Origin of the sequence: Streptomyces sp. NPDC012935 (assembly GCF_042900345.1) — a bacterium.
Taxonomy (GTDB): Bacteria; Actinomycetota; Actinomycetes; order Streptomycetales; family Streptomycetaceae; genus Streptomyces.
Window position 1 is genome coordinate 80,039 of sequence record NZ_JBIBBC010000005.1, and the last position, 24,221, is coordinate 104,259.

A 24,221-nucleotide genomic window follows, 5' to 3' on the forward strand; every position below is an offset into this window, starting at 1 on the left:
GGGGGTCAGGCGGCGGGCGAGGCAGAGGCGGCGGACTCGTCGTACGGCCCGATCCACTTCTCGTACAGCTTCTTGTACGTGCCGTCGGCCTTGGCGTCCGCGATGGCCTTGTTGATGGCCTCGCGAAGCTTGGTGTTGCCCTTCTTCACCGTGAAGCCGTACTGCTCACCGGTGTTGATCTGCTCGGCGACCTCGAAGGCGGCCGCGTTGGCCTTGTCCTTCAGCCAGCCCTGGACGACCGGGTAGTCGATGACGACCGCTTCGACCTGGCCGGTGCGCAGGCCGTTGATGACGGCGTCGGAGGACTCGAAGGAGACCGGGTCCAGGCCCTTGCTCTTGGCGTAGTCCTCGCCGGTCGTCTGCGCCTGGGCGCCGACCTTCTTGCCCTTGAGGTCCGCGAAGGAGGAGATGCCGCTCTTCTTGTCGACGAGGACGGCCTGGGTGGCCTCGAAGTACGGGTCCGAGAAGTCGACGTTCTTCTTGCGCTCCTCGGTGATCGTCATGCCGGCGGCGGCGAGGTCGCAGCTGCCGGCGTTGAGGGAGCCGCCGGTCTTGAAGTTCTCGAAGGGCTGGTCGACGATCGTCTGCTTCACGCCCAGGTCGTCCGCGACCAGGTCGATGAGGGAGACGTCGAAGCCCTGCACCTTGCCGTCGATCTCCGACTGGAACGGCGGGTACGGCAGGTGGGTGCAGGTGGTGAGCTGGCCCGCCTTGACGACTTCGACACCGCCGGCGGCCGTTTTCGTACCACTGCTGCCGCTGTCGTCGGAGGAGCAGCCGGCCACGAGCACCAGCCCGGCCGTCGCGGTGGTGGCGGCCAGAATGCGGGTCCGGCGCCCGAAGGTCGTCTTCACGGGGAGCCTCCTGTGAGGGAACTGTAGCTTCCGATTATAAGGAGAGGTTTGAGGTCCTCAAACACAACTGATGGTTAGGGGGCTGTTTGACCTAAGAAGTCGGTAGCGGGATGGGGCGTTTGGGCGCCCGGTTACGCTCGTCACGTCCACCTGCGGACCCGACAGTGAGAGAGCTGAGAGAGCGACGTGAGCCCCGCCGTGAACCACCCCTTCCTGGATTTGGCCCCGCTGAGCGCCACGCGATTCGCCGCGATCGAGGACCGGGTGGCCCGCCTCCTCGGGACCGGGCAGGACGTCGTGATCATGCAGGGTGAGGCGCTGCTGCCGCTGGAGGGGGCGATCCGGGGGACGGCCGGGCCAGGTACGACCGCGCTGAACGTGATCACCGGGCCGTACGGGCAGACCTTCGGGGACTGGCTGCGGGACTGCGGCGCGACCGTGATCGATCTGGCGGTGCCCTTCCACACGGCGGTCACGGCCGATCAGATCCGGTCGGCCTTCGCCGAGCACCCCGAGATCGACTTCGTGTCCCTGGTGCACGCCGAGGCGGCCACCGGCAACACCAATCCCGTCGCCGAGATCGGTGAGGTCGTGCGGGCGCACGGGGCGCTGTTCTACCTGGACGCCGTGGCGTCGATCGGCGCCGAGCCGGTGCTGCCGGACGCCTGGGGCGTCGACCTGTGCGTGATCGGCGCACAGAAGGCGATGGGCGGTCCGGCCGGGGTGTCGGCGGTGTCGGTGAGCGAGCGGGCGTGGGCCCGGATGGCGGCGAATCCGCGGGCACCGCGGCGGTCGTACCTGTCGCTGCTGGACTGGAAGCAGCGGTGGGTCGACGGGGGCCGGAAGGCTCTGCTGCACGCCCCGGCACAGCTGGAGATGCTGGCGCTGGAGGCTTGCGTGGAGCGGATCGAGGCGGACGGGCTGGATGCGGTGATGGCCCGGCACCGGGCCGCTGCTCTGTCCACTCGGGCCGCGGCGGTCGCGCTGGGCGGGGGCCTGGAGCCGTATGTGCGCGACGCCCGGGAAGCGGCGCCGGTCGCCACGACGCTTCGGGTGCCCGAGGGGGTGGTGGCGTCGGAGGTGGTGGCTCGGGCGCTGGTGGCCGACCCTGCGTTGCCGCTGGCCGCGGGGGGTGGGGCGTTGGCCGAGGAGATGATCCGGGTCAATCACTACGGGGTGGATGCGACGGTCGGTGCGGTGCGGGGGTGTGTGGCGGCGCTGGGGGCTGCGCTGGCGGAGACGGGGCTGAGGGTGGATGTCGAGGGGGCGTTGCGTGCCGTGGCGGACGCCTGGCGGTAGCCGTCGGCCGGGGCCCGTCCTCCCTCGCCCCCGCCGCCCCTTCCCGTCCCGAACCTGGGGGCTCCGCCCCCAGACCCCCGTATCGGGCTGAACGGCCTCGTCCTCAAACGCCGGACGGGCTGAAATGCCCTGACCGGCGCTACGAGGCGAACGCCTCGCCCGCTCGACTTCCACCGGGCCACGCTGGAGCTCGCCGGGCGGATCCAGGGCGGGGCGATGGCCGGGGTGGAGGTCGGTCTGCGGTGGGTGCTGATTCACATGATCGAGGAGTACGCGCGGCACAACGGTCACGCCGACATTCTGCGAGAGTGCATCGCCGGTGTTACCGGAGCCTGAATTCAACGTAATTCCAGGAATTCCTTAAGGGGTAGCTTCCCATCTTCTTCTGCCCGCTTTCTCTGGACCTAAACGCAAAGATTTCGCGAACGCCAACCGACGTAATTCGGGCAGGTCTCGTGGGAGTTACATGGCTGTGACGCGTTCCACATCGTGACCGTTTTGAGGTGGATTAGCCGGGCAAATTCGGGCGTTTCGCACCCTCTCGGCGGTATCACTCACGCCCGCGTGATAACACACCCGACGCCCATACGTAACCCCTGAGGGCAATGCAATTTTGAATTTCCCTCGGTAAATTCAATTCGCATGACTGCCGCACAAGCAGACCTGCAAATCGACCGACCGGCGGTGGCCGACGGGGCCGCGCTGTGGCGGATTGCCCGTGACTCCAAGGCCCTCGACCTCAACTCGTCGTACAGCTATCTGCTGTGGTGCCGCGACTTCGCCGGTACGTCGGCCGTCGCCCGCGACGAGCGCGGGGAGCCCGTCGGCTTCGTCACCGGATACGTACGGCCGGAGCGTCCGCACACCCTGCTCGTCTGGCAGGTGGCCGTGGACGACGCCTATCGCGGACGCGGCATCGCCGCCGCGCTGCTCGACGGGCTCGTCGCACGGGTCGGTGGTGAGTACGGCGTCACGAGCGTCGAGACCACCATCACACCCGGCAACACCGCCTCCGAACGTCTGTTCGGCGCCTTCGCCGAGCGGCACAGCGCCGCTCTCGAGCGGGAGGTGCTGTTCCCCACAAGCCTTTTTCCGGATGGACCGCACGACCCGGAAGTGCTTTACCGCATCGGTCCCCTCTCCCTCTGACTTCCCCCCACGCAACGAGGAGCGATTCGTCGTGACCATCACCCAGCCCGACCTCAGCGTCTTCGAGACCCTCGAGTCCGAGGTGCGCAGCTACTGCCGCGGCTGGCCCACCGTCTTCGACCGCGCGCGCGGCAGCCGCATGTACGACGAGGACGGCCACGAGTACCTGGACTTCTTCGCCGGCGCCGGCTCGCTGAACTACGGGCACAACAATCCGGTCCTGAAACGGGCCCTGATCGACTACCTGGAGCGTGACGGCGTCACGCACGGGCTCGACATGTCGACGAGCGCCAAGCGTGCCTTCCTGGAGTCCTTCCAGAACATCGTGCTGCGGCCGCGTGACCTGCCTTACAAGGTCATGTTCCCGGGCCCCACGGGTACCAACGCCGTGGAGTCGGCGCTCAAGCTGGCGCGGAAGGTGAAGGGCCGCGAGGCCATCGTGTCCTTCACGAACGCCTTCCATGGGATGTCCCTGGGCTCCCTCGCCGTGACCGGCAACGCCTTCAAGCGGGCCGGGGCGGGCATCCCGCTCGTGCACGGCACGCCGATGCCGTTCGACAACTACTTCGACGGCACCGTCGAGGACTTCCTGTGGTTCGAGCGGCTCCTGGAGGACCAGGGCTCCGGGCTCAACAAGCCCGCCGCCGTGATCGTGGAGACCGTGCAGGGCGAGGGCGGCATCAATGTCGCCCGCGCGGAGTGGCTGCGCGCCCTGTCCGAGCTGTGCGAGCGGCAGGACATGCTGCTCATCGTCGACGACATCCAGATGGGCTGCGGCCGTACGGGCGCCTTCTTCTCGTTCGAGGAGGCGGGCATCACCCCGGACATCGTCACGGTGTCCAAGTCCATCAGCGGCTACGGACTGCCCATGTCGCTGTGCCTGTTCAAGCCCGAGCTGGACATCTGGGAGCCGGGCGAGCACAACGGCACCTTCCGCGGCAACAACCCCGCCTTCGTCACCGCCACCGCCGCGCTGGAGACGTACTGGACCGACGGGTCCGCGATGGAGAAGCAGACCCGCAAGCGCGGCGAGCAGATCGAGCAGGCGTTCATCTCCATCACCGAGGAGAACCTCGCCGACGTGCGGGAGTACCGCGGGCGCGGGCTCGTGTGGGGCCTGGAGTTCCACGACAAGGAGCGCGCCGGCCGAGTGGCGAAGCGCGCCTTCGAGCTGGGCCTGCTCATCGAGACGTCGGGCCCCGAGAGCGAGGTCGTGAAGCTGCTTCCCGCGCTCACGATCACCCCGGACGAGCTGGACGAGGGTCTCAGCATCCTCGCCCGCGCCGTGCGGGAAACCATCTGAAACACCACCTAGGAGGCATCGCAGCACCGTGATCGTCCGTTCGTTCAAGGACATCGAAGGTACCGACCGCCACGTGAAATCGGCGTCCGGTACCTGGGAGAGCAAACGCATCGTCCTCGCCAAGGAGAGGGTCGGCTTCTCGCTGCACGAGACGATCCTCTACGCGGGCACGGAGACGTCGATGTGGTACGCGAACCACATCGAGGCCGTCGTCTGTGTCGAGGGTGAGGCCGAGCTGACCGACCACGAGACCGGGCAGACGCACGCGATCACGCCCGGGACCATGTACCTCCTGGACGGGCATGAGCGGCACACACTGCGGGTCAAGGAGGACTTCCGCTGCATCTGTGTGTTCAACCCGCCTGTGACCGGCCGGGAGGACCACGACGAGAACGGCGTATACCCGCTGCTCACCGAGCCCGAGGAGGTGTGAGAAACCCATGACCACCGTCACCGATCTCTACCCCAGCCGCGGCGCCACCGAGGTGTCGACCCCGCGTCAGGACCCCGTTGTGTGGGGCTCCCCCGACACGCCGGGGCCGATCGGGGCCACCGAACTCCAGTCGTTCGAGCGCGACGGCTTCCTGGCCATCGACCAGCTCATCACGGACGACGAGGTGGCCGTCTACGCTCAGGAGTTGGAGCGGCTGGTCACCGACCCGGCGATCCGTGCCGACGAGCGGTCGATCATCGAGCCGCAGTCCAAGGAGATCCGGTCCGTCTTCGAAGTGCACAAGATCAGTGAGGTGTTCGCCTCCCTGGTGCGCGACGAGCGGGTCGTCGGCCGGGCGCGGCAGATCCTCGGCTCGGACGTGTACGTCCACCAGTCGCGGATCAACGTCAAGCCGGGCTTCGGGGCCAGTGGGTTCTACTGGCACTCCGACTTCGAGACCTGGCACGCCGAGGACGGTCTGCCGAACATGCGGACGGTGTCCGTCTCGATCGCGCTGACCGAGAACTACGACACCAACGGCGGGCTCATGATCATGCCCGGCTCCCACCGGACCTACCTCGGGTGCGCGGGGGCCACGCCGAAGGACAACTACAAGAAGTCGCTCCAGATGCAGGACGCGGGCACGCCGTCCGACGAGGCGCTGACGAAGATGGCCTCCGAGTACGGCATCAAGCTCTTCACGGGCAAGGCCGGTTCGGCGACCTGGTTCGACTGCAACTGCATGCACGGCTCCGGCGACAACATCACGCCGTTCCCGCGCAGCAACGTGTTCATCGTGTTCAACAGCGTCGAGAACACGGCGGTCGAGCCCTTCGCGGCTCCGATCCGCCGCCCGGAGTTCATCGGCGCGCGGGACTTCACCCCGGTGAAGTAACCCTCACCGCCACACCAGCGACGCGGCCGCACCGTACCCCCGTACAGCGGCCGCGTCGCCCGTGACACACCCTCCCGGCACACCAACCGCGGCCGGGGGCCGGGGGGTTGCCCCCCGAAGGACACAGCATCGGCGCGCGGGACTTCATCCCCGTGAAGTGACCTCACGCCCTTGAGGTGACCCTCACAGCCACGACAGTGACGCGGCCCGCTCCAGGACGTTCCGGGCGGCGGCCGCGTCGCCCGTGGTGCCCCTCGGGACTGTGTCCGGGGATCGGCGGCCGCCGATCAGGAGGCAGAAGTCGAGGGGGTCGAGGGTGAGTTCGGCCTGTACGGGCTCGTCCTCGGAACCCAGTACCCATTCCGCGCCCCCGGTGACCGAGAAGAGCACCGGGGGCGCGGTGGGTCCCAGGGCCAGACCGAGGATGCGGACGGCGAGGCGGATCAGCTGCCTCAGATGCTGCTCGGGCGGCGGCGGGACGGCGAGGCCGAGCGCGCGGCCGATGTCGTCCGTGTGGATCCAGGTCTCGAAGGCGCGCACCAGGAAGTGCTCGGCGACGGGCAGCCGCAACCCCATCAACGTCACGGCCCGGGCGGCGAGTTCGGCGTCATGGGCCTCGGGTGCGCCGAGCAGTTCGTCCGTCTGCGCGGCCCAGTCGGCCACGGTCTCGTCCGGTGTACGGCCGTGCTCCTGGGCGATGACCTCCGCGGTACGGCGGTTCCAGGCGTCCTCCCACTGCGGGCCCTCCTCGACCGGCGAGGGCGGCACGCGGGAGCCGGCGCCGAGCCGGGCGGCCAGGTGCTCGTCGGCGGCGAGGAGGTGGGCGACGGTGGCGTGCGCGTCCCAGTCGTGCACGACCGGCGTGGCCCAGCGGCCCGCGAGCTCGGGCAGCAGCGCCTTCAGCCCGGCAACCGCGGCGGCGTAGGGCGCGGCGTGCGCGGCGACGGCAGGGCCGGCGGCCGGGCGTGTGCGCAGGGCGAGGGACAGCGCGGGCGGCGCCCCTTCGGCGGGCCACCCCGCGGGAGCACCGGGCGGCGGCCCCTCCAGCAGCCGTACCGTCTCCCGCAGCCGCTCCGCCTGAGCCGCGCAGCTCTCGCACTCGGCGAGGTGCGCCGGGACCGCCTTCTCCTCGGCCGGACCGAGGGCGCCGAACGCCCACGCGGCCAGCAGCTCACGTACCGCCTCGTGATCGTCGGTCACCGCTCGCCTCCTCTCCGTGCCCGTTCCCGGTTCGTGCCCCTCCCGCCATCATGCGCCTCTTTCGAGCGCCGGGTCCGGTGGGTCGGCCAGCGTCTGCGCCAGGGTGCGCAGGGCGGTGCGCAGCCGGGTCTTGGCCGTGCCCTCGGGGATGCCCAGCTCGGCGGCGGCCTGCCGGTAGGTGCGGCCGGCGAAGTAGGCGAGGTGCACGACCTCCCGTTGGGACTGCGGGAGTTCGGCGAGCGCGGTGTGCAGCAGGAGGGAGCGTTCCCGGTCGACGACCGTCTCGTCCGGGCCGGGACCGGTGTCGGGGATGGCCTGGAGCACCGAGTCGTCGGCCCCGGCGTTCTTGCGGTGCCGGGCCTCGCTGCGGACCCAGTCCACGGCCCGCCGGTGGGCGACCACGGACAGCCACGTGCGCAGCGAGCCACGGCGCGCGTCGAAGGTGTACGGCCTGCTCCACAGCTGGGCGAAGACCTCCTGCGCCACGTCCTCGGCGGCGGCCGCGGATCGGGTGACGCGCACGGCGACCCGCCGCACCAGCCCGCCGTACGTCGCGTACACCTCGGCCAGCGCGGACTCGTCGCCGTACACCAGCCGCCGGTGCACCTCCGCGTCGGCAGGCGGCTGTCCGGACGTGTCGCCCGGGTACTCCACCGGCACCACCACCCCTGGTGCCCTTCCTAGCGTCGCCGCCGAGCCCGCGCCAGTGCTTCAGGAGGACAGGACGTCCAGCAACCGGTCGACATCCTCAGGTGTGTTGTAGAGGTGGAAGGCCGCGCGCAGGTTGCCCGTGCGGTCGGAGACCTGGATTCCGGCCGCGCTCAACTCGGGCTGGCGGTGGCCGAGTCCGGGCACGGACACGATCGCCGAGCCCGGGGCCGGAACCGGTTCGTGGCCGAGCGTGGCGAGTCCGGCGCGGAAACGGTCGGCGAGGGCCAGGTCGTGGGCCATGATGGCACTCACGCCGAGTTCCTCGATCAGCTCCAGGGAGGTGCGCAGCCCCGCGAAGGTGAAGAGGCTGGGGCTGATGTCGAAGCGCCGTGCGGAGCGGGCGAGGTTCTCGACGGGGCCGTAGCAGCTGTCCCACGGGACCTCCCCGGCGACCCAGCCGGCGAGCAGCGGGGTCAGCCCGCCGAAGTCCTCGGGGACGACGCAGAACGCGGCTCCGTGCGGGCCCATGAGCCACTTGAAGCCGACGGCGGCGAGGAAGTCGTACTCGCCGGCCTCCATCGGCAGCCATCCGGCCGACTGGGAGGCGTCGACGTAGGTGCGCGCCCCGTGCGCCCGGGCCGCCGCGCGCACCGCGGGCAGGTCGGCGACGCGGCCGTCGGCGGACTGTGCCGAGCTGACGGCGACGAGGGCGGTGTCCGGGCGGACGGACTCGGCGAGACGGTCCAGCGGGACGGCACGCACCTTGAGGTCGCCGCGCATGTGGAAGGGGTTCACGAGGGAGGCGAAGTCGGCCTCTGCGGTGAGGACTTCGGCTCCGGCGGGCAGCGAGGCGGCGATCAGCCCGCCGTACTCGGCGACCGAGGCCCCGGTCGCGACCCGCTCGACGGGGACGCCGGCCAGCCGGGCGAACGAGGCGCGGACGGCCTCCACGTCCTCGTACAGCGGGCCGAGCGGCGTGCCCTCGGCCCGCATCCGCACGGCCTGCTGCACGGCGGTGACGGTGCGGGCCGGCAGCAGGCCGTTGCTCGCGGTGTTGAGATAGACGTTCTTCGGGGCGAACTCGGCACGGACGAGGGTCTCGAAGGTCTCCATGGCTCCACTCTGGGCCCTCGGCACCTCTCGGTCCATTGCGATTCTTTGCGTGGTTTCACCAAGCGGTGCTTATGGATCCGCCCCGACCTGCGTGTTCGGTCAGTGCTGCGGCACCGCGCAGCCATCCGGACCGCACGCGTCCGCGTCGCCCTGGTCGATGAGCGTCAGCGGCGACCGTTCGCCCCACGCCTGCGTGAGCGCCTGCTCGAAGACCTCGGCGGGCTGGGCGCCGGAGACGCCGAACTTGCGGTCGAGGACGAAGAACGGCACTCCGGTGGCGCCGAGCTGGGCGGCCTCGCGCTCGTCGGCGCGGACGTCGTCGGCGTAGGCGGCCGGGTCGGCGAGAACCTTGCGGGCTTCCTCTGCGTCGAGCCCGGCGGCGACGGCCAGCTCCACGAGGCGCTCCTCGCCCTCGGCGAAGACGGACCGCTCCTCGGCGAAGTTCGCCCGGTAGAAGACCTGGATCAGCGCGTCCTGCCTGCCCTGCTCCTTGGCGAGGTGCAGGAGCCGGTGCATGTCGAAGGTGTTGCCGTGGTCGCGGCCCTCGGTGCGGTAGTCGAGCCCCTCCGCGGCGGCCTGCGCGCCGAGGTTCTCCTCGCCCGCCTTGGCCTGTGCCTCGCTCATGCCGTACTTCCTGGTGAGCATCGTGATCACCGGCTGGATGTCGCCCTTGGCGCGCCCGGGGTCGAGCTCGAACGAGCGGTGCACCACCTCGACCTGCTCGCGGTGCGGGAAGGCCTCGAGCGCCTTCTCGAAGCGGGCCTTGCCCACGTAGCACCAGGGGCAGGCGATGTCGCTCCAGATCTCGACGCGCATGTCTGTGGCTCTCTCCGGTCGTACGGGTACGGAGACTCCCTCCGCTTAGTGCGTGAACGTTCAATCAGCAAGGTTCATTCCCCGGTGACGCAGAAGCGCAGGAAGAGGTGGTGGTCCCCGTCCGCGGGCGGGTTCTCCGGGTCCGGGATCCAGCCCAGACGGGCGTAGAAGGCCTGGGCGCGCCGGTTGTCGGCGTGCACGTCGAGCACGGCCGTGAGCTTGCCATCGGCCTTCCACTCCTCGACGCAGGCCGCGTGCAGCGCGGTGCCGACGCCGCGGCCCCAGTGCTCGGGATCGACGTGGAACTGGAACAGCCTGACCGTGTCGGCGGCGGCCGACTCGGGTGTGCGGAAGGAGGCCAGGCCGACGATCCGGCCCTGCTCGACGACGCACAGCACATGCCCGTCCGGCCGCGCGATGGCGCTCTGCCAGGCGGCGAGCCAGTCGGTGCCGTCCTGCGGGAGCCCGTCGGGGTAGTACGTCGCCCGGGCGCGCGCGTGCAACGCGACGATGTGCTCGGCCTCGGCGGGCAGGACGGTGCGGATCACGCGGCTTGGGGTCACTCGGTCACGGATCATGCAACGGAGGACGTGACGCCGGTGGCTCCGGTTCCGGCCGCGCCCGTGGTCGCGAGCCGGCTGAACTGCGCCCGGTAGCCGCTCGGCGTCAGACCGGTGCGGCGGACCAGATGGCCCCGCAGCGAGTCCGCCGTGCCCAGGCCGCAGGCGCGGGCCACCTGGTCCATGGGCAGGGCGGTGGTCTCCAGCAGCTCCTTGGCGCGCTCGATGCGCTGGTGGAGCAGCCACTGCAGCGGGCTCACCCCGCTCTCGGCGCGGAACCGGCGGGTGAGGGTGCGCACGCTGACGCCGGCGTGGCGGGCCAGGTCGGTGAGGGTGAGCGGCTTGTCGAGGTTGCGCATGGCCCAGCCGCGGGTGTCGGCGCAGGCGTTGCCGCGCTCGGGCGGCAGCGGGGTCTGGGTGAACTGGGTCTGGCCGCCCGGCCGTACGGGCGCGACGAGGGCGCGCCGGGCCACCTCGTTGGCGACGGCGGCCCCGTAGTCGGTGCGGATGATGTGCAGGCACAGGTCGATGCCGGCGGCGTAGCCGGAGGAGGTGACGTACGGTCCGTCCTGCACGTAGAGCACATCGCCCCGCAGATCGACGTGCGGGTACCGGCGGCGCAGCTCCTCGGCGTGCGCCCAGTAGGTCGTGGCCCGGCGCCCGTGCAGCAGGCCCGCCTCGGCGAGCTGGAAGGCGCCGGTGCACAGGGACGCGATCCGCTTGCCGGCGTCGGCCGCCTCGCGGACGGCGGTGACGATCCGCGGCTCCGGCTCGAAGGGTTCCCCGGTCCCGGCGACGAGCACGGTGTCGGCCTCCCGCACGGCGTCGAGTCCGTGCCGTACGTACAGGTCGAGCCCGCCGCTGGTGGGCACCGGTCCCGGCTCGGCCGCGCAGATGACCACCTCGTAGCCCGGCAGCCCGGCCACCTCGACCTTGCCGAACAGCATCTCCGGGATGGCGAGGTTGAACATCGAGACCGGCGACGGTGCGACGACGGCGATGCGGTGCGGGGCGCGCGGCTGGGGCATGGCCAGAACCTCCGGGTGCATGGCATTTTGGCCACTACTGTACGACGGCGCGGATCCGCAGCATGGAGGGCATGTCCACGAACCAGACCCTCCAGGGCGACGAACTCGCCCTCGCCCCCAGCGGGTTGGGGCCCAAGAAGCCCTCCTCCGCGCTCACCCTCACCGCCGGGCTCCTCGGCTTCGCGCTGGTCTGCCTCGACGCGTCCATCGTGAACGTGGCCCTGCCCGCGATCGGTTCCTCGCTCGGCGGCGGCATGTCCGGCCTCCAGTGGGTGGTGGACGCCTACACCCTGGCCTTCGCCGCGCTGATGCTGTCCACCGGTGCGTTCTCGGACCGGGTGGGGGCGAGCCGTGCCTACGCGATCGGTGCCGCCGTGTTCACGCTCGCCTCGGCGGCCTGCGGTCTGGCGCCGAACCTGCCGGCGCTGATCGGGGCGCGGGTGGTGCAGGGCGTGGCGGCGGCCGTCGTACTGCCGGCCTCGCTGGCGCTGGTGCGGCAGGCGTACGCAGATCCGGCGCGGCGCGCCCGGGCGGTGGCCGTGTGGGCGGCGGGCGGTTCGGCGGCGGTGGCGCTGGGGCCGGTGGCCGGCGGTGTGCTGACCACGGCCTGGGACTGGCGCGGGATCTTCTTCGTCAACCTTCCCGTCGGCGCGCTGATCCTCGTGCTGCTGCTGCGGGCCCCGCGCTCGCAACGCCGTCCGGCACCCCTGGACCTGCCCGGCCAGGTGACGGCGGTGGTGGCGCTCACGGCGCTGACGTTCGCTGTGATCGAGGGCGGGACGGCGGGCTGGGTGGCACTGGTGGTGGCCGTCGTGGCGGTGGTGGCGTTCCTCCGGGTCGAGGCACGTCACCCGCACCCGGTCGTCCCGCTGAGCCTGTTCCGTGACCGGACCGTCGCGGTGACGGTCGCCGCCGGAGCGGCGGTCAGCGTGGCCTTCTACAGCATGGTGTTCGTCTTCTCGCTCTTCTTCCAGCAGGTACAGGGCCGTTCGGCGCTCCAGGCCGGGCTGATGTTCCTGCCGATGACGGGTCTGATCGCGGTGACGAACGTGGTGGCCGGCAAGCTCGCGGGACGCCACGGCGCCCGGCTGCCCATGCTGGTGGGCCAGGGCCTGGCCGTCGCGGGCCTGCTCGCGATGCTGTACGTCGACGCGGACACGCCTGCGACGCTGGTGGCCCTGCTCCTCGTCCCCATGGCGCTGGGCTGCGCGCTGACGGTGCCGCCGCTCACCGCGGCCATGATGGACGCCGTACCCGCCGAACGGGCGGGCCTGGCGGCCGGCGTGCTCAACGCGGCGCGGCAGATGGCCGGGGCGCTGGGTATCGCCGTCTTCGGGGCGCTGATCTCGGACGGGTTCGTGGCGGGGATGCGGCTGAGTCTGGGCATCAGCGCGGCCCTGCTCGCGGTGACGGGTCTGCTCAGCTTCCGTCTCGCAGGTCCTTCGGCCAGTCGGGCCTGAACTCGAGGTGGTCGTACGTCACCACGCACCCCTCCCCCATCGGTGACTGCGTCATGAAGCCGACCAGGGCCGCGCCGGTCTCCTCCTCGTCGCCGAGGGTGAAGAGGCGGACGAAGGTCCACCGCTCGCCGTCGCGGGAGGCGTGGAAGGCGAAGGCGCGGCCGGTCCGGCTCACCCGCAGCCACACCGAACTCCCTTCCACGGTGAAGGAGTTGGCGTCGTCGGAATGGCCCCGGGTGACGACGGTGCAGACGGTGGGCACGTCCGGGGAGTACTCCAGGCACAGCTTGGCCCAGGCCCGCTCGCCGACGTGGACGTAGAGGACCCCGGCGTCGAAGGCGCCCGCGAATCCGACGGTGACGCGGGCGATCAGCTGGAAGTCGCCCTCGGGCGCGCCGAGCAGCCGGGGCGCGTCGGAGGCGGCGTCCAGGGCCTCCCCGGTGGGCGGCACGAAACGGTCCTGCCGGGCGCCGGCCCAGCCGGAGAGCATGCCGTCCTCGTAGGACCAGTGGCCGTCGGGGCCGTAGGTGCGCAGCAGGAAAGGCAGTTCGGGGAGTTTCAGGTCCATGGCGGGATTCTTCCAGGCGGGGCCCGGCGGCGGGGGCCCCAGGGGGGTCCCGGTCAGCGTGACTGGAGGGCATCCAGGGCCACGGCCTGGGCGATGGCGAGACGCAGGTCGAGATCGGGCGAGGCCACGTCGACGAGGTAGCGGTCGCGCAGCCCCATCTTCTTGTCGACGCTCATCACCTGCTTGTCGCCCGAGGTGAAGTCGAAGTGGTACGGCCACACGAACGGCACCAGGTCGAGCGGCAGCAGCTCCCAGACCCGGCGCAGTACTGCCACGACCCGGTTGCGCTCCCGCCCGACGGCGGCGACCGAGCCCGGCTGGTCCAGCTCCCACGTCGAGCGCAGCAGCGAGGCGGCGAACTTCTTGCGGAACGTGCCGAGAGGGTTGTCCGCCGCGTCCCGCACGTCGTAGACGGCGCCGACGTCCAGGACCTGACGGGCCTGGGCGGTGAACAGGACGCGGCCCTTGGACTCGTCGGTGTAGAAGGTCATCCGCTCCTTGAGCGTCATCCGCTTCTGCTCGGCGAAGGCGAGGACCCGGCCTTCGGAGCCGTCGGGCAGCGTCTCGGCCACGACATACCGGTTGATCATGAAGGTGGTCTTCTGCCGGATGGTGAAGCGCTCGTTCGCCTGCTGTCGCGCACTGTCCACTGTTCCGCTCCCCGAGCCGCTGGTCGCTGCCGCCGGCTCCGTCGTCCGGCGCATCCATCCTCACCGCGCGACCCGGCCCGGGGCAGTCTCCGTAAGTCGTCGTCCGCAGCGACCAAAGATGACGGCTGCGGCAGGGAGCGGGTGTTCACTTTCGTCGTTCGCGGGGGCGCCGAAGGGCGGATGCGGGCCCCGGGGGGCGGCTGTCTATCGTCTGCGCGTGGACGTAGCAGTGATACCCCCTACCGACCGCCCGCTCCGCGCCCGGCTCGTCGCCGCCTCCCCGTGGCCCCGTAAGCGGATCATCGGGGAGGTCGTGCTCACCGTCGTGCTCTCCGTAACGGCGGGCCTCTTCGACGGCGATGCCGGATTCGGAGCGTGGGGCGTCGCCGTGGCCCTGTTCGTCGCCGTACTGTCGCTGGCCCGCCGCTCGCTGCCGGCCACGGTGCTGCTCGTCTCGTCGGCCCTGGCCGGTGCGGTGGGCGGCGCGGCGCCGCTGCTGATGTACGCGAGCTGGTCGGCGGGCAGCCGCATCATGCGTCCCGGGCGGGCGCTGGCCGCGTACGCCGCGGGATTCGTCCTCTACCTCGCCGTGGGCGCCCACAGCGCTGCCGGCGAGGAGTTCCGGCTGTCGCTGCTCATGACGGCCGCGCTGGCGGCGGGCACGTTTCTGGCGATGGTGATCGTGCCGGGGCTCGCCTCCCGCTATCGCGCCCAGCGTCATGCGCTGCTCGACGCCCTGCAGCGGCACAACGCCCAGCTGGTGCGCGAGCAGGCGATGGTGGCGCGGCAGGCCCGTCTCCTCGAACGGCAGCGCATCGCCCAGGACATGCACGACAGCCTCGGCCACCAGCTCGCCCTGATCGCCGTGCACACCGGGGCGCTGGAGGTGGACCCGGAGCTGGGCGAACGGCAGCGGGAAGGGGTGGGCATCCTCCGCGAGGCCTCCAGGGCCGCGATGCGGGAGCTGCGCGAGGCAGTGGGCATCCTGCGGGACGGCGTCGAGGCGCCTGCCGGACAGCAGCCGGACCCGGGCGACGCCGAACCCCCCACGGCCCGCGTGGCGGCCGCCGTCGACGGTTTGGTCGATGCGTCGCGGGCCGCGGGCGCCGCCATCGAGCTGCACCGCTCCGGCACCGTACGTCCCCTCGCGCCCGCCGCCGACCACGCGGCGTACCGCATCGCCCAGGAGGGCCTGACCAACGCGCACAAGCATGCGCCGGGCGCCCCGATCACGGTGGCGCTGCGCTACGAACCCGACAGCCTGGTGGTCGAGGTGGCCAACGGGCCCGTGCCGGCCGGGGCACCGGAGGCCCCGCCCGCGGTGAGCGGCGGCCAGGGGCTGGCGGGCCTGCGCGAGAGGGCACGGCTGGTCGGCGGCATGGTGCACACCGGTCCCGGCCCCGACGGCGGCTTCCGCCTCGCCGGTGTGCTGCCCTACGGCGGTGGCGAGACCCTGCCCCGCCCGGACGGCGCGACCTCCGTCGCCCCGGACGACGACTTTCGGGGGCAGCCCGGCGGGGGCGCGGCGGGCGACGGTGGAGCGGTCTTCGACCGTTCCGATCCGCAAGGGGAGTTCGCCGCCATCATGAGCAGCAAGAAGAAGGTCGCCCTCGGCTGTGCCGTCACCTCCGTCGTCCTCGTCGGGGGCGTTCTCGCCCTCGGTGCCTGGGGGTTGATGGCGCTGTTCGACGAGGTGGAGAGCGGCACCATATCGCCGAGCGTGTACAGGTCCGCGAAGGTGGGCGCCGCCGAGAAGGACGTGAAGGCCAAGCTGCCCAAGGGCAGTTCCCTGCTCACCGACGGTCAGGAGAAGAAGGGCCCGCCGCTGCCCGAGGGCGCCACGTGCCGTCACTATCTGGACATCGACGACGACATCGTCTACCGGTTCTGCTTCCGCGACGGGAAGCTGGTCGCGAAGGAGTCCTACAAGGACAAGCTCTGAACGGCGCCAACCGGGTCGCACAGGTGACCGGATCCGGCATGATGGCGGGGCTCTGCCATCCGCTCATCACACCGACACCGTGCAGGAGGCCGCGTGATCCGGGTCCTCGTCGCCGACGACGAGCCGCTCATCCGGGCCGGCATCAGGATGATCCTCACCTCGGCCGACGACATCGACGTCGTCGCCGAGGCGGGCGACGGCCGGGAGGCGGTGGAGACCGCCCGGAGCACCGCGGTCGACGTGGCCCTGCTGGACATCCAGATGCCGGTGATGGACGGCCTGACCGCGCTGGCCGAGCTCGGCCGGGCAGCGCCGGGGGTACGCGTGCTGATCCTGACCACCTTCGGTGAGCGCGACAACGTCCTGCGTGCGCTCGGCCACGGCGGCGCGGGCTTCCTGTTGAAGGACTCCGCGCCGCAGGAGCTGATCCACGCGGTGCGCGCGGCGGCGGCCGGGAACGCCTACCTGTCCCCGGCGGCCACCCGGCACGTCGTGGACACCCTGGCCTCCCCCGCCGCCACGGCGCGCGGCGAGGAGGCCCGCCGCCGGCTGGCCGACCTGACCGCCCGCGAACGCGAGGTACTGGCCCTGCTGGGCGAGGGCCTGTCCAACGCGGACGCGGGGGCCCGGCTGCACATGAGCGAGGCCACGGTGAAGACGTACGTCAGCCGCATCCTGACCAAGCTCGACTGCGAGAACAGGGTGCAGGCTGCCCTCCTGGCCCGGGACGCGGGCCTGGAGGCCGACGCGAACTGACCCCCGCACGCCGGCGGCCGCAACGCCTTCAGGGGGAACCGCGCGACCAGCCACGGCGGCGGCGCAGACCAACGACGGCCGAATCCCCCGGCACTCCCGGCGAAGCGCTCAGCGCTCCAGCGTGCCGTTGAACCGCCGGGGCAGCCCCAGCGGATTGTCGTCCCGCAGTTCCGCGGGCAGCAGCGCCTCGGGCGCGCCCTGATAGGCGACCGGCCGCAGCCACCGCTCGATCGCGGTGCCGCCCACCGACGTCGACGTCGAGGTCGTCGCCGGGTACGGACCGCCGTGATGCTGGGCCGGCGCCACGGCGACACCCGTCGGCCACCCGTTGACCAGCACGCGACCGGCCAGCGGCGTCAGCTCCGCGAGGATCTCCGCGCCCCGCCCCTCGCCCGCGGCCTCCTCGGCCGACAGGTGAACCGTCGCCGTGAGGTTGCCGGGCAGCCGGGACAGCACGGCCTGGGCCTGGGCGTCGTCGTCGTAGCGGACGATGACCGTCACCGGCCCGAAGCACTCCTCGAGGAGCAGGTCGTAGGCCCCCTCGGCGGTCAGCTTCTCGGCCGCGACGGTCAGGAAGCCGGCGCTGACCGTGTGCTCCCCGCCCGCCCCCGGGGTCACCGGCGACTCCACGTCCGGCAGCCCGGTGCGCTCGGCGACCCCCGCGAGGAAGTTGTCCCGCATCCGGTGGTCCAGCAGGACGCCCGCCTCGGTGTTGCTGACGGCGTCCGTGAGCGACTTCAGCAGCCGGTCACCCGCCGCACCGCTCGGCGCGAGCACGAGCCCGGGCTTCACACAGAACTGGCCGACGCCCAGCGTCATCGAGCCGGCCAGCCCGGTGCCGATGGCCTCGGCCCGCTCGGCGGCGGCGGCCTCGGTGATCACGACGGGGTTCAGGGAGCCCAGCTCGCCGTGGAAGGGGATCGGGACCGGACGGGCCGCGGCGGCGTCGAAGAGGGCACGCCCGCCCCGTACCGAACCGGTGAAGCCGGCCGCGGCGACCAGCGGGTGCCTGATCAGCTCGATGCCGGCCTCGAAGCCGTGCACCAGGCCCACCACGCCCGCCGGGATGCCGTGCTCGGCGGCAGCCGTCCGCAGCACCTTGGCGACCAGCTCGGACAGCGCCGGGTGGTCGGGGTGGGCCTTGACGACGACGGGGCAGCCCGCGGCCAGCGCGCTCGCGGTGTCGCCGCCGGCGACGGAGAAGGCGAAGGGGAAGTTGGAGGCCGAGTAGACGGCGACGACGCCGAGGGGCACCTTGTAGCGGCGCAGGTCCGGGATGGGCGGGGTCGCGGTGTCGTCGGGGTGGTTGATGACGACGTCGAGGAAGGCGCCCTCGTCGACGATGTCCGCGAAGGCCCTCAGCTGGTAGCAGGTGCGGGCGAGTTCACCGGTGAGGCGGACCGGGCCGAGCGCGGTCTCGGCGTCGGCGGCCTCGACGAGGTGGTCCCCCGCGGCCTGCAGCCGGTCGGCGGCGCCGCGCAGGAAGGCCGCGCGGACCGTGCGGTCGGCGAGCGCACCTCGCGCTTCGTGCGCGGCGCGGACGGCGGCGTCCACCTCCTGGGCTGTGGCCTCCACCGCAACCTGTTCACGCTGCTTCCCGGTTCGGGGGTCGACACTCCAGACTGGTGCTGCTGCCACCGCGGGTCCCTCCACATGTAATGCCGCAGTACTGGGTCATCCACCAGGGTCGTTCGATATACTGAACGCTGTCTCTGATGATGAATATGCTTCGGAGACTATTTCCCGTCGAACGAAGGGGTCAAGGGCGATGTCGGCTGTCGAGACGGGGGGCGGAGCGCAGGTCAAGTCCGCGGTACGGACGGTTGAACTGCTCGAATACTTCGCCGGACGCCCCGGTATGCACTCCCTCGCGGCGGTCCAGGAGGCCGTCGGCTACCCCAAGTCCAGTCTGTACATGCTGCTGCGCACGCTCGTGGAGCTCGGCTGGGTGGAGACGGACGCGACGGGCACGCGGTACGGCATCGGCGTACGGGCGCTGCTGGTCGGCACCTCGTACATCGACGGCGACGAGGTGGTCGCGGCGGCGCGACCGACGCTGGACCGCCTCTCGGACGACACGACGGAGACGATCCACCTGGCCCGCCTGGACGGCACGAACGTCGTCTACCTGGCCACCCGCCAGTCCCAGCACTACCTGCGCCCCTTCACCCGGGTCGGGCGCCGGCTCCCGGCCCACTCGACCTCCCTGGGCAAGGCGCTGCTGAGCACCTACACGGACGAACAGGTCCGCAAGATGCTCCCGGAGACGCTCCCCGCGCTGACCGAGAACACGATCACCGACCGCGAGAAGCTCATCGAGGAACTGCACCAGGTCCGCGAACAGGGCTTCGCCGTCGACCGCGAGGAGAACACCCTCGGCCTGCGCTGCTTCGGCGTGGCGATCCCGTACCGCACGCCGGCCCGCGACGCGATCAGCTGCTCGGTGCCGGTGGCACGGCTGACGCCCGCGCACGAGCAGATGGTGAAGGACGCGCTGTTCGACGCACGCGACAGGCTGACGCTGGCCACTCGTAGGCTCTGACTCCATGGATGTGGAACTCCGCGAGGTACACGACAGCGATCTGCCGGTTTTCTACCGGCAGTTGAACGACCCGGAGGCCCTGCGGATGGCGGCCTTCACCCCCAAGGACCCGGAGGACCGGGACGCCTTCGACGCCCACTGGAGGCGGATCCGGTCCTCGGACGACGTGCTGCGCACGATCCTGGCCGACGGTGACGTGGTGGGCAGCGCGGCCGTGTACGGGGAGCCGGGCGAGCGGGAGGTCACCTACTGGGTCGACCGCGCGTACTGGGGCCGGGGAGTCGCCACGGCCGCCCTGCGGGGGCTGCTCGCCCAGGTCCCCGAACGCCCGCTGTACGCGCGGGCGGCGGCGGACAACGAGGGCTCGCTGCGGGTGCTGCACAAGTGCGGGTTCCGGGTGAGCGCGCACGCGCGGGGCTTCGCGAACGCGCGGGGCGAGGAGATCGACGAGGTCGTGCTGCACCTGGAGGGGTGAGGTCGTCTCCCCCGTCAGGCGGAGACGGATCATCGCCTCGCAGGAGGCGTCGGCCGGTGCTCTCGCGGGAGCGTGGCCGTATGACGCAGACACTCGCTCCAGCCCCGGAGACCGACCACGCCGTCGGCCCCGGCAGGTCCCGTCGTGCCCTGCGGGCCGTCGCCATCGTCTCCTGCGTGCCCTATCTCTCGCTCAAGGCCGCCTGGATCGCGGGGAGCCGGATCGGCATCCCGGACGGCAGCTCGCTGCTGGAGCACCGGGCGAGCATCGTCGTCGCCAACAGCGTCACCGTGCTCATGGACGCGGCCGTCATCGCGCTCGCGCTGCTGCTGACCCGGCCGTGGGGGCTGCGGGTGCCCGCGTGGCTGCTCGTCCTGCCCGCCTGGGTGGCCACCGGGCTGCTCGCGCCGATCATGGCCGGGTTCCCGATCCAGCTCGTCGTCGACGCGCTCGGCGGGCCCGCGCACACCACCGCCGGTGGTGAACCGTTCCTCGACGCCTGGGTCTTCGGGGTCGTCTACACCGGATTCATCGTGCAGGGGCTCACCCTCGGCCCCCTGCTCGTGCTCTACGCCCGCGACCGCTGGGGCCGGTTGTGGGAGGGGCGGGTCTGGGAGCTTCCGGTCGGCCTCATCGCAGGGGCACAGCGTGCCGTCGCCGTGGCGGCGGCCGGCTGCGCGCTGCCGCCGCTGATCGCCCACCTGCTGTGGGCGTGCGGCGGCACCGCCGGGCTCGAGGAGACCCACCTCGCAGACCGGACCAGTGGGTTCTACGTCATGGCGGCCCTGTCGGCCGTGTTCCTCGCCATGGCCGTCACCGGCGGACTTCTCCTCGCCTTCCGGCGCGGCCGGGCCCTGCCCGTCGGGCTGCCCCTCGCCCTCGCCTGGGTCGGCTCGGCGGCCGCGGTCTGCTGGGCGGGCTGGCTGTCGCTGGCCCCGCTCACCGACGTGGCCGACGCCCCGACACCACTGATGAACCTCGCCTACGCTGGCCAGATGATCGTCGGCATCCTCGTCGCCTGCCTCGGGGTCCACTTCCTCGCGGAGCGCTCCGCGAGCCGGAATCGTCGTACGGCGTGAGCCGGTTCATCGGGTTGCTGTTCGGGCGGCGGGCGCGCCGGCGCTGGATTCATCTGATCCTCGGCGGCGCGCTCGCGATGCCGTACGTCTTCGTCGGCCAGCTCGTCGTCGGTCCCGCCACCGACTCGCGGTACGTCTTCAACGACCTCCCTCTCCAACTGCTCTCCTTCGCCGTCGGGTTGCCCCTCGCCACCCTCACCGCAGTCCTGTTCCCGCTGACCCGGCCCATGGAGGCCGGCGCGGTGCGGTCGTTGTGCGGTGTCGGCACGGGCCTGCTCGCCCACGGGCCTGCCCGGACGCGGGCGGCGAAGGGGCGGGCGGCGGCCTGGTTCACGCTGCATCTCGGGTTCGGCGGGATCATCTCGGGGATGTCGCTGGCGGTGCCGCCGTTCGCCGGCTTCCTCACCGCGCTGCCGCTGCTCGTGTGGCTGGGCGGGGATCGGCTGGTCGACCTGCCCGAGGCCCTCGACCAGACCTGGGTGCTGGCGCTCGCGCCGGTCGCCGGCGTGGCGACGCTCGTCGCGCTGGCCGGCTGCGCGGCCGTCTGCGGCTCGCTTCTCGCCCGCTGGGCGCCCGCGTTGCTCGGCCCCACGCCCGAGGACCGCCTCGCGGCGGCCGAGGCGCACGCCGCCGACCTCGCCGTGCGCAACCGGCTCGCGCGCGAACTGCACGACTCCGTCGGCCACGCCCTGAGCGCCGTCACCCTGCAGGCGAGCGCGGCCCGCCGGGTTCTCGACACCGACCCGGAGTTCGTCCGCGAGGCCCTCGCCGCGATCGAGGACACGACACGGCGTACGGTCGGCGAACTCGACGCCGTCCTGGGCGTCTTGAGGGACGGCGACACTCCCGGTACGGCTCCCGCGCCCACCCTCGCCGCCGACCTGGACGGCCTGCTGCGCCGCACGCGCGCGGGCGGGCTGCGTGTGACCGCCGGCATCGACGCCGATGCACAGGCCCTGCCGCCCGTCCTGTCCCGCGAGGCCTACCGGATCGTGCAGGAGGGGTTGAGCAACGCCCTGAAGCACGCCGGGGAGCGGGTGAGCGTGGCCTTGCGGATCGTGATCGTCGAAGGGCACCTGGACATCACCGTGGAGAACCCGCTGACCCACGCCCCCGCCTGCCGCCCCGGCGGCGGCCACGGGCTGCGCGGCATCGCAGACCGGGCGCGGCTGCTGGGCGGGACGACGACGGCGGGGCCGGTGCAAGCGGCTGGGGCGGAGGGCCTCTGGAGACTGCGCGTACGGCTGCCGACGACTTGCCCACCGACTCCGAGGGAACGCCCATGACGCCCCGCCCCGCGATCCGTGTCGTCCTGGCCGACGACGAGCGCATGGTCCGCAGCGCCCTGCGCGCCATCCTCTCCGCCGAGCCGGACCTGGAGGTGGTCGGCGAGGCGGCGACCGGCGCCGAGGCGGTGTCCGTCGTACGGGACCGGCGGCCCGATGTCGTGCTCATGGACGTCCGCATGCCCGAGATCGACGGCATCCGGGCCACCGAGCAGATCCTCGCCACCCTCGACGAACCGCCCCGTATCGTCGTCGTGACCACCTTCGAGAACGACTCCTACGTGTACGACGCCCTGCGCGCCGGAGCGGCCGGGTTCCTGCTGAAGCGGGCGGACGCCGACGCACTCGTGCAGGCCGTACGGCTGGTCTCGCACAGCGACAGCCTGCTGTTCCCGGCGGCCGTACGCGCCCTCGCGGCCGAGCACGCGCGCGCGTACCCAGCGCCGCCGCCCTGGGTGGCGAGGCTCACAGGACGCGAGAGCGAGGTGCTGCGGCTGATGGCGCAGGGCCTGACCAACGCGGAGATCGCGCGGCGGATGGAGGTCGGCCCGGCCACCGTGAAGTCGCATGTGGCGGCGGTGCTGGCGAAGACCGGCACCCGGGACCGCACGCAGGCCGTGATCGCCGCGTACGAGGCGGGCTTCATGAACACGCGATGAGAAATGCGGGCGCAAGGGAACGTTTGCCCCCATCCGGATCGTCCTCTCGGGTGGGATGAACAAGACGATCAGGCGGGCGTCCGTCTTCACGCTGCTCCTGGTGTTCGCTCTGCTGGTCAGGGCGACCTGGGTGCAGTTCTACGAAGGCCAGGCCCTCGCGGACGACAAGAACAACCGGCGGAACACGATGGCGCTGTACAGCCAGCCGCTCGGCAACATCATCGTGGGCGGCGAGGCGGTCACCGGCTCGGCGCCGACGAAGAGCGGCGACCTGGCGTACAAGCGGACCTACACGGACGGCTCGCTGTACTCGGCCGTGACCGGCTACAGCTCGCAGGCGTTCGGAGCCACCCAGCTGGAGGGCATCTATCAGGACCTGCTCGACGGCAGCGACACCCGCGTGAAGAGCGTGATGGACACCATCACCGACAAGCGGGCCGACCCGGGCAACGTGGTCACGACGATCGACCCGGATGTGCAGAAGGCGGCCTACGAGGCGCTCGGCGACAACAAGGGCGCCGCAGTCGCGATCGACCCCAGGACCGGGAAGATCCTCGCGGTCGTCTCCACTCCGTCGTACGACCCGTCGCGGATCACCACGGGCGACTCGAAGGCCTGGACGCAGCTGACCAAGGACGCCGAGAAGCCGATGACGAACCGCGCGCTGCGGCAGCCGCTGCCGCCGGGTTCGACGTTCAAGCTGGTCGTGGCGGCCGCCGCGCTGGAGGACGGCCTGTACTCGTCGGTGGACGAGAAGACGGACAGCCCGGACCCGTACGACCTGCCGGACTCGAGCAGGGACCTGGGCAACGAGAACCCCAACGCCCCCTGTGAGGACGCCTCGATCAGGGTCGCGCTCCAGTACTCCTGCAACAACGTCTTCGGGAAGATGGCCGTCGACCTGGGTCAGGACAAGGTCCGCGAGACCGCCGAGAAGTTCGGCTTCAACGACGAGGAGCAGGACGTCCCGGTGCGGGCGTACCCCAGCGTGTACCCCTCCGACATGGACAAGCCGCAGACCGCGCTCTCGGGCATCGGCCAGTTCGACGTCACCGCGACCCCGCTGCAGATCGCCATGGTGTCCGCCGCCATAGCCAACGGCGGCAAGTTGGTCTCGCCGCACATGGTGTCGCAGATCACCGATGGGGGCGGCGACGTCCTGGAGAACTACGACGACAGGGCCGAGACCAAGGAGATCGTCAGCTCGGACACCGCCGAGCAGCTCCAGTCGGCGATGCAGACGGTCGTCGAGAAGGGCACGGGCACGAACGCGCAGATCCCTGGCGCGACGGTGGGCGGCAAGACGGGCACGGCCCAGCACGGCGAGAGGAACAGCAAGACGCCGTACGCCTGGTTCACGTCGTACGGGAAGGCCGACGGCAAGGAGGTCGCCGTGGCGGTGATCATCGAGCAGTCGAACGCGGCCAGGTCCGAGGTCAGCGGCAACGGGCTGGCCGCCCCCGTGGCCAAGAAGGTGATGGAGGCGGCGCTCAAGAACTAGCA

At 71.5% G+C, this 24,221-nt stretch carries 24 protein-coding genes and 1 pseudogene; 15 read left to right on the forward strand and 10 right to left on the reverse strand.

Annotation, left to right across the window (positions count from 1 at the left end; translation table 11 throughout):
- Positions 1–5: 5 nt before the first annotated feature.
- Positions 6–854 (reverse strand): transporter substrate-binding domain-containing protein, encoded by an 849-nt coding sequence (locus ACFY5C_RS14535; RefSeq protein ID WP_389444280.1) that lies wholly within the window; start codon positions 852–854, stop codon positions 6–8.
- A gap of 198 nt (positions 855–1,052) precedes the next feature.
- Between ACFY5C_RS14535 and ACFY5C_RS14540 the strand changes: the two genes are divergently transcribed.
- The 6 genes and pseudogenes from ACFY5C_RS14540 (at position 1,053) to thpD (ending at position 5,933) form a co-directional block, all read left to right on the forward strand.
- On the forward strand, positions 1,053–2,153 hold the full coding sequence (locus ACFY5C_RS14540) for a pyridoxal-phosphate-dependent aminotransferase family protein (RefSeq protein ID WP_389444814.1): 1,101 nt from the start codon (positions 1,053–1,055) through the stop codon (positions 2,151–2,153).
- Between the two features lie 201 nt (positions 2,154–2,354).
- Positions 2,355–2,489 (forward strand): annotated as a pseudogene (locus ACFY5C_RS14545) (DUF664 domain-containing protein); the annotation flags it as partial.
- A gap of 306 nt (positions 2,490–2,795) precedes the next feature.
- Positions 2,796–3,302, forward strand: a complete 507-nt coding sequence (gene ectA, locus ACFY5C_RS14550) for a diaminobutyrate acetyltransferase (RefSeq protein WP_389444282.1) — start codon at positions 2,796–2,798, stop codon at positions 3,300–3,302.
- 31 nt (positions 3,303–3,333) lie between these two features.
- Complete coding sequence (gene ectB, locus ACFY5C_RS14555; RefSeq protein ID WP_363034076.1) at positions 3,334–4,605, forward strand: diaminobutyrate--2-oxoglutarate transaminase; 1,272 nt, start codon at positions 3,334–3,336, stop codon at positions 4,603–4,605.
- Between the two features lie 28 nt (positions 4,606–4,633).
- Entirely contained in the window at positions 4,634–5,038 is a 405-nt protein-coding gene (locus ACFY5C_RS14560) for an ectoine synthase (RefSeq protein ID WP_389444284.1), read from the forward strand.
- 7 nt (positions 5,039–5,045) lie between these two features.
- On the forward strand, positions 5,046–5,933 hold the full coding sequence (gene thpD / locus ACFY5C_RS14565) for an ectoine hydroxylase (protein WP_362378564.1): 888 nt from the start codon (positions 5,046–5,048) through the stop codon (positions 5,931–5,933).
- Between the two features lie 183 nt (positions 5,934–6,116).
- On the opposite strand, the gene ACFY5C_RS14570 is transcribed toward thpD, so the two are convergent.
- From ACFY5C_RS14570 to ACFY5C_RS14595, 6 genes are all read right to left on the reverse strand, one after another.
- Positions 6,117–7,133: a maleylpyruvate isomerase family mycothiol-dependent enzyme gene (locus ACFY5C_RS14570; protein WP_389444286.1), complete on the reverse strand. Its 1,017-nt coding sequence runs from the start codon at positions 7,131–7,133 to the stop codon at positions 6,117–6,119.
- Positions 7,134–7,181: 48 nt separating this feature from the next.
- The gene (locus ACFY5C_RS14575) at positions 7,182–7,799 is read right to left on the reverse strand and encodes an RNA polymerase sigma factor (protein WP_389444288.1); all 618 of its coding nucleotides are present in this window, start codon (positions 7,797–7,799) and stop codon (positions 7,182–7,184) included.
- Positions 7,800–7,844: 45 nt separating this feature from the next.
- A complete protein-coding gene (locus ACFY5C_RS14580; RefSeq protein ID WP_389444290.1) occupies positions 7,845–8,897 on the reverse strand; it encodes an aminotransferase class V-fold PLP-dependent enzyme in 1,053 nt (350 codons plus the stop codon).
- Positions 8,898–8,996: 99 nt separating this feature from the next.
- The gene (locus ACFY5C_RS14585) at positions 8,997–9,713 is read right to left on the reverse strand and encodes a DsbA family oxidoreductase (protein WP_389444292.1); all 717 of its coding nucleotides are present in this window, start codon (positions 9,711–9,713) and stop codon (positions 8,997–8,999) included.
- Positions 9,714–9,787: 74 nt separating this feature from the next.
- The gene (locus tag ACFY5C_RS14590; protein WP_389444294.1) at positions 9,788–10,291 is read right to left on the reverse strand and encodes a GNAT family N-acetyltransferase; all 504 of its coding nucleotides are present in this window, start codon (positions 10,289–10,291) and stop codon (positions 9,788–9,790) included.
- Positions 10,288–11,301, reverse strand: a complete 1,014-nt coding sequence (locus tag ACFY5C_RS14595; protein WP_389444297.1) for a GlxA family transcriptional regulator — start codon at positions 11,299–11,301, stop codon at positions 10,288–10,290. The genes ACFY5C_RS14590 and ACFY5C_RS14595 overlap by 4 nt, the downstream gene beginning before the upstream one ends.
- A gap of 71 nt (positions 11,302–11,372) precedes the next feature.
- Here ACFY5C_RS14595 and ACFY5C_RS14600 point away from each other — a divergent pair, with 71 nt between their 5' ends.
- On the forward strand, positions 11,373–12,761 hold the full coding sequence (locus ACFY5C_RS14600) for an MFS transporter (RefSeq protein WP_389444299.1): 1,389 nt from the start codon (positions 11,373–11,375) through the stop codon (positions 12,759–12,761).
- On the opposite strand, the gene ACFY5C_RS14605 is transcribed toward ACFY5C_RS14600, so the two are convergent.
- A complete protein-coding gene (locus ACFY5C_RS14605) occupies positions 12,721–13,329 on the reverse strand; it encodes a DUF1349 domain-containing protein (RefSeq protein WP_389444301.1) in 609 nt (202 codons plus the stop codon). The genes ACFY5C_RS14600 and ACFY5C_RS14605 overlap by 41 nt on opposite strands.
- Positions 13,330–13,382: 53 nt before the next feature.
- Complete coding sequence (locus ACFY5C_RS14610; protein ID WP_389444303.1) at positions 13,383–13,979, reverse strand: hypothetical protein; 597 nt, start codon at positions 13,977–13,979, stop codon at positions 13,383–13,385.
- Between the two features lie 217 nt (positions 13,980–14,196).
- Here ACFY5C_RS14610 and ACFY5C_RS14615 point away from each other — a divergent pair, with 217 nt between their 5' ends.
- Positions 14,197–15,921 (forward strand): sensor histidine kinase, encoded by a 1,725-nt coding sequence (locus ACFY5C_RS14615; RefSeq protein WP_389444305.1) that lies wholly within the window; start codon positions 14,197–14,199, stop codon positions 15,919–15,921.
- 93 nt (positions 15,922–16,014) lie between these two features.
- Positions 16,015–16,677, forward strand: coding sequence for a response regulator (locus ACFY5C_RS14620; protein WP_389444307.1), 663 nt, complete (start codon positions 16,015–16,017; stop codon positions 16,675–16,677).
- 108 nt (positions 16,678–16,785) lie between these two features.
- Here ACFY5C_RS14620 and ACFY5C_RS14625 read toward each other — a convergent pair whose 3' ends face one another.
- Positions 16,786–18,315 carry an aldehyde dehydrogenase (NADP(+)) gene (locus tag ACFY5C_RS14625; RefSeq protein ID WP_389444309.1) on the reverse strand — a complete coding sequence of 510 codons (1,530 nt, stop codon included), beginning with the start codon at positions 18,313–18,315 and terminating at the stop codon, positions 16,786–16,788.
- 130 nt (positions 18,316–18,445) lie between these two features.
- On the opposite strand from ACFY5C_RS14625, the gene ACFY5C_RS14630 reads away from it, so the two are divergent.
- The 6 genes from ACFY5C_RS14630 (at position 18,446) to ACFY5C_RS14655 (ending at position 24,219) form a co-directional block, all read left to right on the forward strand.
- Positions 18,446–19,219 (forward strand): IclR family transcriptional regulator, encoded by a 774-nt coding sequence (locus ACFY5C_RS14630; protein ID WP_383597305.1) that lies wholly within the window; start codon positions 18,446–18,448, stop codon positions 19,217–19,219.
- 4 nt (positions 19,220–19,223) lie between these two features.
- A complete protein-coding gene (locus ACFY5C_RS14635; protein ID WP_389444311.1) occupies positions 19,224–19,694 on the forward strand; it encodes a GNAT family N-acetyltransferase in 471 nt (156 codons plus the stop codon).
- Between the two features lie 80 nt (positions 19,695–19,774).
- Positions 19,775–20,773, forward strand: coding sequence for a hypothetical protein (locus ACFY5C_RS14640; RefSeq protein ID WP_389444313.1), 999 nt, complete (start codon positions 19,775–19,777; stop codon positions 20,771–20,773).
- The gene (locus tag ACFY5C_RS14645) at positions 20,770–22,059 is read left to right on the forward strand and encodes a sensor histidine kinase (protein ID WP_389444315.1); all 1,290 of its coding nucleotides are present in this window, start codon (positions 20,770–20,772) and stop codon (positions 22,057–22,059) included. Before ACFY5C_RS14640 ends, ACFY5C_RS14645 begins: the two co-directional genes overlap by 4 nt.
- A complete protein-coding gene (locus ACFY5C_RS14650) occupies positions 22,056–22,718 on the forward strand; it encodes a response regulator (RefSeq protein WP_389444317.1) in 663 nt (220 codons plus the stop codon). Before ACFY5C_RS14645 ends, ACFY5C_RS14650 begins: the two co-directional genes overlap by 4 nt.
- A 55-nt stretch (positions 22,719–22,773) precedes the next feature.
- The gene (locus tag ACFY5C_RS14655) at positions 22,774–24,219 is read left to right on the forward strand and encodes a peptidoglycan D,D-transpeptidase FtsI family protein (RefSeq protein WP_389444319.1); all 1,446 of its coding nucleotides are present in this window, start codon (positions 22,774–22,776) and stop codon (positions 24,217–24,219) included.
- Positions 24,220–24,221: the final 2 nt, after the last annotated feature.

What these genes read in the sequence shown, in the direction of transcription:
- ectA (WP_389444282.1), top strand. Translation starts at nt 2,796, where the DNA reads ATGACTGCCGCACAAGCAGACCTGCAAATCGACCGACCGGCGGTGGCC.
- thpD (WP_362378564.1), top strand. Translation starts at nt 5,046, where the DNA reads ATGACCACCGTCACCGATCTCTACCCCAGCCGCGGCGCCACCGAGGTG.
- ACFY5C_RS14580 (WP_389444290.1), bottom strand. Translation starts at nt 8,897, where the DNA reads ATGGAGACCTTCGAGACCCTCGTCCGTGCCGAGTTCGCCCCGAAGAAC.
- ACFY5C_RS14585 (WP_389444292.1), bottom strand. Translation starts at nt 9,713, where the DNA reads ATGCGCGTCGAGATCTGGAGCGACATCGCCTGCCCCTGGTGCTACGTG.
- ACFY5C_RS14590 (WP_389444294.1), bottom strand. Translation starts at nt 10,291, where the DNA reads ATGATCCGTGACCGAGTGACCCCAAGCCGCGTGATCCGCACCGTCCTG.
- ACFY5C_RS14595 (WP_389444297.1), bottom strand. Translation starts at nt 11,301, where the DNA reads ATGCCCCAGCCGCGCGCCCCGCACCGCATCGCCGTCGTCGCACCGTCG.
- ACFY5C_RS14600 (WP_389444299.1), top strand. Translation starts at nt 11,373, where the DNA reads ATGTCCACGAACCAGACCCTCCAGGGCGACGAACTCGCCCTCGCCCCC.
- ACFY5C_RS14605 (WP_389444301.1), bottom strand. Translation starts at nt 13,329, where the DNA reads ATGGACCTGAAACTCCCCGAACTGCCTTTCCTGCTGCGCACCTACGGC.
- ACFY5C_RS14630 (WP_383597305.1), top strand. Translation starts at nt 18,446, where the DNA reads ATGTCGGCTGTCGAGACGGGGGGCGGAGCGCAGGTCAAGTCCGCGGTA.
- ACFY5C_RS14635 (WP_389444311.1), top strand. Translation starts at nt 19,224, where the DNA reads ATGGATGTGGAACTCCGCGAGGTACACGACAGCGATCTGCCGGTTTTC.
- ACFY5C_RS14640 (WP_389444313.1), top strand. Translation starts at nt 19,775, where the DNA reads ATGACGCAGACACTCGCTCCAGCCCCGGAGACCGACCACGCCGTCGGC.
- ACFY5C_RS14650 (WP_389444317.1), top strand. Translation starts at nt 22,056, where the DNA reads ATGACGCCCCGCCCCGCGATCCGTGTCGTCCTGGCCGACGACGAGCGC.
- ACFY5C_RS14655 (WP_389444319.1), top strand. Translation starts at nt 22,774, where the DNA reads ATGAACAAGACGATCAGGCGGGCGTCCGTCTTCACGCTGCTCCTGGTG.